The organism is Vibrio sp. V08_P9A1T1 (assembly GCF_963874405.1).
In the GTDB taxonomy this organism is placed as follows: domain Bacteria; phylum Pseudomonadota; class Gammaproteobacteria; order Enterobacterales; family Vibrionaceae; genus Vibrio; species Vibrio anguillarum.
Window position 1 is genome coordinate 1 of the sequence record NZ_CAWNIB010000067.1, and the last position, 7,897, is coordinate 7,897.

Sequence of the window (7,897 nt, forward strand, 5' to 3'; positions counted from 1 at the left end):
GTGTTAACAGAGTGATGTGGATTGAAACGAGTTTGACCACTATTACTACATTTTGCTCAATCTGGGATTGAATCTTTATACTTTTTATATGCCTATCCTTGGTTTTATACATTTTCTTTAAATCTATCTGATTACTATGAGGTGAGCATAGTTAGATAGGATGCCCATTTAGGGCAATATTGAAATGAAACAACCACAAAAAAGTACCGCTTCGCTTGCACTATTAGCCGTAGGTATCGTTTATGGCGATATTGGCACTAGCCCGTTATATGCACTAAAAGAGGTGTTTTTTAGTCACCACCCATTACCGATCAATTCATTGAATGTACTTGGCATCCTCTCTTTGGTGTTTTGGGCATTTGTGTTGATCGTCTCGGTGAAATATTTAATGCTCATCACTCGTGCGCATAAACATGGTGAAGGTGGTATTTTAACTTTATCTGCAATTGCTAGAGAGCATTGCCCAGATTCACTAAAGCCTTTGGTGTTATTACTTGGGTTATTAGCCACCGGGTTCTTTTTTGGTGAAGCGGTAATAACGCCTGCTATGTCAGTACTGTCTGCTGTGGAAGGTATCGCGGTGGTGGAGCAAGATTTCGCACCATTCGTTCTACCGATTGCAGTAGGAATTATCGTGATTCTGTTTGCAATTCAAGCATTAGGCACCGAACGTATTGGGCGATTTTTTGCGCCGGTAATGGTTATATGGTTTCTCTCGCTGGGCGTTTTAGGGTTTAACGCTATCATTGAGCAACCACAGGTATTAGTCGCAATCAATCCTTATTACGCGTTTCATTTTATCGCCGAACAGGGGGTAAATACGTTGATCATTCTTGGCGTCGTAGTGCTGTCAGTGACTGGCGTTGAAGCCTTGTATGCAGATATGGGACACATTGGTATTAAGCCAATCCGTCTTGCTTGGTTTATGATTGTGTTACCCAGTTTATTGCTTAACTATTTTGGGCAAGGGGCTTATCTGTTGGTTTCTCAAGGTGTTACAGGTCAAACCTTTTTTGGTTTAGTGCCTAGCCTGTGGCTATGGCCTGTGATTATTTTGGCTACCTTAGCGGCCGTGATTGCTTCACAAGCGGTGATTTCGGGGATCTTTTCATTAACTCGTCAAGCAATGAACTATGGTTATCTCCCGCCATTGAAAATTACCCATACGTCAGAGCACTCTCAAGGGCAAATTTATGTTCCAGCAGCCAATGTGTTGCTGTTTGTCGCTGTGCTGTTTGTGATGATGCGTTTCCAATCATCGGCTAACTTAGCCGCCGCTTATGGTATCGCCGTAACGGCGATCATGGCAATTTCGTCGTTACTGATAGTGATTGTGGCACGTTATTACTGGCAATGGCCGCGAGCACATGTTTGGTTGCTGGGGACGGTTTTTGTTAGCCTAGATGCCTTTCTCTTTACTTCAACTTCGACCAAATTGAGTGATGGTGGTTGGTTGCCGATTTCGCTAGGTGGTCTTATCTTTGCTGTGATGTCTATTTGGCAGCAGCAGAAGCAGCGTTTACTTGACGTGTCGGGCAGTGATTTGTCGCTTTCTGCCATGATTGCTTCTCTTGAAGGGGAAACATTTCGTCGTACCCAAGGTAATGCCGTCTACCTTTCGCGTGTCAGCCATCATGTCCCTCGCTCTTTGGTGCATAATTTGAAATACAATAAAACGCTTCATGAGCGTAATATATTGATGACGTTTCAGTATGAATCACAGCCTAAAGTGCATCCTTGTCGCCGAGCAGAGATCGAGCAGTTGTCAGAAACGTTTTGGCAAGTGATCATCCATACGGGCTATCAGGAAGTACCAGATATTGAACAAGTGATGCACTCCTGTTCGCTTAAAGGACTGCATTTACATCCCAATGAGACTATTTTCTTGCTCTCTGCTGAGCGTATTCAGGCGCAGAAAGTGGGCCTATGGCATGATTTCAAAGCGCGGTTATTTATCTTAATGAGCAAACATGCGCTGCGTACGGCAGAGCGGCTTAACATTCCTTCTGATCGTTTGATTGAGATGGGCGTCTATCGAGAAATTTAATGTCTTGATTGTATTGTGTTGCGGTTCAGCGCATCGACTCATTGAGCTTAAAGTAAGATCCATCAACTCACGTAGAAATAAGCCGTTTCTTTATCAAGGAACGGCTTATTTCTTAGCAGGGTTAAGGTGTGTTATTCAACGTTTTTGCCAAGCGCTGCATACAGTGGCCAGTCACCTTGCTTAACCAGTGCCTTGGTGTATTCGGCGCTCTGCGCAAGATCATAATGGTGCTCAATGCATGGAGAATAAGCGACAACCAATGATGGCCCCTTATGTTCCCCAGCCGCTTGTAGCGTTTTGATCGTGTGGTTCATATTGGCCGCTAAAGCGATTCTTGCCACATAAATACCGGGCAGGTTTTGGTAAAGAGCAACCAAATCTTTGGCGGGATTTGGGTTGGGTAAACTACACAGTTTGGCTGTTTTTCCTTGTGGGGTTGATTTGGATTTTTGCCCACCAGTGTTGGCATAGCATTGAGTATCGAGTACTAAGATATTGATGTTTTCACCGCTGCGTAACACATGGTCAAGGCCGCCAAAACCGATGTCATAAGCCCAGCCATCGCCACCTATCAGCCATACCTGTTTTTCAATCAAATAATCAAGTAATAGCTTTAATTCGGCATGCGGAGTGTCTGACGTTAAGCTCGATTTTATCTTGCTCAGTTGTTGTCGACGCTCATCAACGTCAGTGAGTAACTCATTGCTGCCGTGAAGGGAGTGTTGAGCAAAGGCCGTTTGTGCTCGCGCCCCTAAGGCTTTGACGGCTAATCGCATTCCCAGTCCAAATTCCGCGTTATCTTCAAATAGGCTATTAGCCCATGCAGGTCCTCTTCCTTGGGCATCTTGGCTGTAGGGTGTTGTGGGCAAATTGCCACCAAAAATGGAAGAGCATCCAGTTGCATTGGCAATATAAAGTCGGTCACCAAATAATTGGGTCAAAATCCGAATATAAGGTGTTTCACCACACCCAGCGCAAGCATTAGGGTATTCGAAATAAGGCTCAACATGCTGGATGGTTTTGACATCAATACGGCTCTGCTGGTGGATGTTTTGCATTGGCAGCGCATTAAACTGGGCAAACTGCTGCTGTTCTTGTTCATAACAAAGCGGCTTACTGACCATAGTCAACGCTTTCTGCTCAGGGTCGCGCTTATCTTTGGCTGGACAAACTTGTGCGCAGAGTTGGCAGCCAGTGCAGTCATCGGGCGATACTTGTAATGCGTATTGCGCATCTTGTTGATGACGAGAGCGATAAGACATGGTTTTAAGCGCGGTCGATGTTTGATGTGCTTCGTTGGGTTCGAACACCCGAGCACGAATTGCTGAGTGCGGACATATCGAGACACAGTAACCGCACTGAGTGCAGAGATCCGGATCCCAAACTGGTAATTGTTCGGAGATATCTCGTTTCTCTAAAGAAGAAGTATTGGTTGGCCAAATTCCGTCAGCAGGGTAGGCAGAGACAGGTAAATCTCCCCCTTTCCCAGCGAGTAACCATTCCACCAAAGAACCGGGTTGGCTGCGCTCTTTGATCGCAAATGATGTTTGCGAGGTTTGTGCGGTGATGGTGAAAGGTGAGTCGTTTATCTCGTGCGCTGCTGCCTCAATGCACGCGAGGTTACGCTCGATAAGTGCGTCAGGTTTTCCTTGTAATTGCGTTTTGCACATTGCTTGCAGAACCAGCAAAGTTGCACGCTGTTGAGAAGGTTCTTGGCTTGGGCTGAGCAGTAAAGTCGCCGCTACTTGCATAGCTACGCTGGCTTTGTTTTTGAGTTGATGCTGAGCGCTTAACTTATCGGCATCGATCGTCACCACTTTGATCTGTTTAGCTTGAATAGTCGATTGCAATGCAAATGGCAGAGAATCCCACAGTGCTTGCCCTATAAGCGATGTGTTGATCAATAGTAGCGCGCGCTGACAAAATCGCTGCGTGATATCGATGTCTTTCAGTAGGCCTAATTGACTGAGCGAAATTAATCTGGCTTGCCGAATCGGGTACGGAGTTTGGATCGGTTGTTCGGAGAGTCGCAAGTGCGTCGTCGTAAGATTGCGTGATTTTTTCGAGTCGTACTCGAACTGAGCATTCACATACCAGTGGTTTTGCTTGCCAAGAGCTTTGAGCACGTTTTTTCCTGCCGAGATGCTACCATCACCACCGTAGCCGTACATCAACACCGTTTGCAGCGCTTCTTCTCGTTCAGGCTGTGAGGTAACGGGTAGGCTAAGATGAGTGACGTCATCATCGATTCCTACCACGAATTCTCTTTTCCGGCCGTGCTCATTTCGCATCATAGCGAAAATGTGCTGCGCATCTTCTGGAAAGAAAGCTTTTCCCGATAAACCATAACGGCCTCGGAATAACTCAATGGGTCGACCACTTTGGTAAATGGCATCAAGCACATCCAGATACAGCGGTTCACCGCTACTTCCGGGTTCTTTAGTGCGGTCCAACACACTGATCTGCTGTACCGATTCAGGCAAGGCGTTGAGTAATGCTTGAGTAGGAAAAGGGCGATAGAGATGAACGGTGACAACACCGACGCTCTCATCTGGCTTGCTTTGAACGTATTGGTTGAGTGTTTCACTGACCGAGCCAAGAGCGATGATTAGTCGTGTAGCTTGTGGATGGCCACAGTACTCTACTAAGTGATAGGCACGTCCAGCTCGCTGCGCAAACTCATCCATACAGGTTTGGACAACATCGGGTGCATGCTGTTGATAGCGGTTTTGCGCTTCGCGGCATTGAAAATAAGTATCTGGACCTGCCGTTGCTCCGCGTAAGGTTGGGCGATCGGGCGTTAAGGCGCGCTGACGAAATTCAAGTAATGCGCGATGGGGAAAAAGTTGCGCTACCTGCTCGGTAGTGAGCATGTCTATATTAGTTAAGGTATGAGAGGTGATAAATCCATCAAAAAAATGGACAAACGGTAACCGGCTGCGCAGTGAAGCCATGGTCGATATCAACGCCATGTCTTGTGCTTGCTGACCGTTGCTTGCGCATAACATGGCAACGCCCGTTTGCCGAATCGACATCACATCTGAGTGATCGCAAAAAATCGATAGGGCATGGGTTGCGACACTGCGTGCGGCGACATGGATCACGCACGGAGTCAGCTCTCCCACCAATTTATATAAAGTGGGGAGCATCAATAATAATCCTTGCGAAGAAGTAAACGTCGTGGCTAATGCACCGCTCATGGCGCTGCCATGCACAACCGCAATGGTTCCCGCTTCAGATTGCATCTCAATTACCTCGGGTGTCTCCCCTAAGATATTGAGCTGATGTTTTGCCGACCATGCTTCACAGCACTCGGCCATGGTGGTACTTGGCGTTATCGGGTATACGGCAATCACTTCACTTAATTGATAGGCTATATTTGCTACCGCAGTATTAGCATCAGTAATCCAATTCATTACTCTGGAAACCTCTTGTGTTTATCGCAATCGTTGCGACTTACGTCTGAAGATGTATGATTCCGTCACTAAGGTGACAAAATCACGAGAAACAAAGATGGTTAAGACGCTAAACATGGCGCGAGTAAACGAGACACAACGGGTCATCTTATTGATATGCCTGTATGTGTTGGTTACTACGGTGGGCGTGATTTACCGAAAAAATATCTTAGAAACAGACATGGCAATGCTGTTTTTATTGCTCAACATTGTTAGTGCTTCACTACTTCGTCCACGCAATGCATACCTCATGACCATTATGGGCGTCATAGTGTATTACTACTTCTTATTGCCGGATTACAGTTCGTTCCGTTTTAAGAATGCACAGCATGTGATTACTTTTTCGGTGATGGTGTTCAGTGGGATGTTCGCGATCAATATAACACAGTCACAGAGAAAGCAAATACAGAAAAATAAGCACCTCCAGATGCGCCATAAGACCTATTATCAGCTTGCTTGCCACTTGTCGGCACTGCGAACCAGTGAGCAAATTGCGCAGGCGACCGTGCAATTTCTTAATAAAGAGCTGAGCTTGCCGAGCGCGATTTTATCTGCTCACCCTCACTGGCATCTGCTTGCCAAAAACGATTCTTTTCCGTATGCCCAGCTAGAAGAATTTGATGGCCGTCATGTACCTGCGGCCACCACCATTCACTGGCTTAAAGATCGAGAGACAGTATTGGGCGTATTAGTGGTTGAAAAAGATCAACAGGACAAAGTTACCCCGTGGGTCATTTCATTACTCAGTTTGTCACTGGCACGTTCGCAAGCTAACCAAGCGCTTGCGGAAGTGGAAACGGCTAATCAATTAGAAACCATGCGTAGCACGTTATTAGCGTCAGTATCTCATGATTTGAAAACACCATTAGGGACGATCATTGGCGTGGCAACGACGTTGACCGATGCGGGGTTGAAGCTGGATCAAGAGGTGCAAGATGAGCTATTGAAATCGATCGCTGAGCAAGGTGAGCGGCTCAATCGTAGTTTAACAAAACTGCTTGATATCACGCGTTACACTAGCGCGGCCCTCGTACCTAAGTTGGATTGGGTCGAACCTGAAGAAGTGCTTGGCAGTGCACTGAGCCGTTTATCTCGACGATTGCGTCACCATCATGTGAATTTAAAAAGTGAACCAATGTTGGTTGAACTCGATAGTTTATTGATTGAACAGGTTATCTCTAACCTGATTGAAAATTCAGCCAAATATACACCTAAAGGAAGTGAGATAGAGATCCAGATAGAATACCGCGATGAGGCGTTTATTTTAACAGTAGCGGACAATGGCCCCGGTATTCCTGAGCAAGAATTAACCCGAATTTTTGAGCGTTTTTATCGCCTCAACCATACCCAAGTCGATGGCACAGGGCTTGGCTTAGCGATATGCCAAGTGATCGTCACCGCACATCACGGTACGATAGTTGCTCGCAACCGTGAAAGCCAAGGTGTTAGTTTTAGCGTGGCGATACCATGCCGACTTTACGATTTAAAGGGACTGTATGAACAGTGAAATTAAAATCTTGATCATTGAAGATGAAGCACCGATTCAACGTTTTCTCAACGTGTTGATCAGCGGTTATCAGTATCAAGTCAAAACGGCTGGAACAGCAGAGCAAGGGATAGCCTTAGTCGCAAACTGGAATCCGCATCTGATTTTATTGGATTTAGGCTTACCAGATATGGAAGGTATTGCACTCACCAAAGAGCTTCGGGGTTGGACGCAGACGCCAATCATTGTCATCTCGGCCCGTGATAAGGAATCAGATAAGGTTCAGGCACTTGATGCGGGAGCCAACGATTACTTGATTAAACCATTTGGTAGTGAAGAACTGCTAGCGCGAATACGTGTCGCGTTACGCCAACTGAGCCAACCTCAGCCTCAAGAGTCGGTTTGCTACCAATTCGGCCAGATAGTTGTCGACTTGGCATTTAAGCAAGTGACTAAAAGTGGTGAAGCGTTAAAACTGACCAAAACCGAGTACAATATTTTAAAACTTTTGGTGAGAAATATGGGCAAGGTTTTGACTCATAAGCAAATTTTAAAAGAAGTGTGGGGCAGTAACTACATTGAACATCATCATTATGTTCGTATTCATGTTGCCCAGTTGCGTCATAAAGTGGAAGAAAATCCAGCCCAACCTAAACATATTATTACAGAAACAGGGGTAGGATATCGGTTGGTAGAAGGCGAATCAGACCAGTTTGCGGTTTAGGCTACTTTATAAAATCTTTATATCGAGCCTTGCTATCCATACAGCATCTATACGAAGCGCTTGTTAGACTCAATATCGGTTAAGTACTCAGGCAGAGCCAGCGTGAAATGTTAGTGGGATGTTTTGCGAGATATTGGATTAGTGAGCACGTAACAAATACACACATCTTTAGCCGTTTTGTAAGG

4 protein-coding genes are annotated in these 7,897 nt (G+C 45.8%); 3 read left to right on the top strand and 1 reads right to left on the bottom strand.

Translation table 11 applies throughout. The features are described 5' to 3' along the window. The first annotated feature begins 184 nt into the window (after positions 1 to 184). Positions 185 to 2,047, top strand: a complete 1,863-nt coding sequence (locus AACT21_RS03740; RefSeq protein ID WP_094164440.1) for a potassium transporter Kup — start codon at positions 185 to 187, stop codon at positions 2,045 to 2,047. Positions 2,048 to 2,178: 131 nt separating this feature from the next. Here the strand turns inward: AACT21_RS03740 and nifJ are convergent, their stop codons facing one another. Next, on the bottom strand, positions 2,179 to 5,463 hold the full coding sequence (gene nifJ, locus AACT21_RS03745) for a pyruvate:ferredoxin (flavodoxin) oxidoreductase (RefSeq protein WP_094164441.1): 3,285 nt from the start codon (positions 5,461 to 5,463) through the stop codon (positions 2,179 to 2,181). Between the two features lie 115 nt (positions 5,464 to 5,578). Here nifJ and AACT21_RS03750 point away from each other — a divergent pair, with 115 nt between their 5' ends. Together AACT21_RS03750 and AACT21_RS03755 are read left to right on the top strand one after the other, a co-directional pair. Beyond that, positions 5,579 to 7,009 (top strand): sensor histidine kinase, encoded by a 1,431-nt coding sequence (locus AACT21_RS03750; protein WP_094164442.1) that lies wholly within the window; start codon positions 5,579 to 5,581, stop codon positions 7,007 to 7,009. Further along, the gene (locus AACT21_RS03755; protein WP_094124895.1) at positions 6,999 to 7,712 is read left to right on the top strand and encodes a response regulator; all 714 of its coding nucleotides are present in this window, start codon (positions 6,999 to 7,001) and stop codon (positions 7,710 to 7,712) included. The genes AACT21_RS03750 and AACT21_RS03755 overlap by 11 nt, the downstream gene beginning before the upstream one ends. The last annotated feature ends 185 nt before the right edge of the window (positions 7,713 to 7,897 follow it).

Bases quoted from the DNA above. Each gene is read 5' to 3' on its own strand.
- AACT21_RS03740 (WP_094164440.1), top strand. From the start codon at position 185: ATGAAACAACCACAAAAAAGTACCGCTTCGCTTGCACTATTAGCCGTA.
- nifJ (WP_094164441.1), bottom strand. From the start codon at position 5,463: ATGAATTGGATTACTGATGCTAATACTGCGGTAGCAAATATAGCCTAT.
- AACT21_RS03750 (WP_094164442.1), top strand. From the start codon at position 5,579: ATGGCGCGAGTAAACGAGACACAACGGGTCATCTTATTGATATGCCTG.
- AACT21_RS03755 (WP_094124895.1), top strand. From the start codon at position 6,999: ATGAACAGTGAAATTAAAATCTTGATCATTGAAGATGAAGCACCGATT.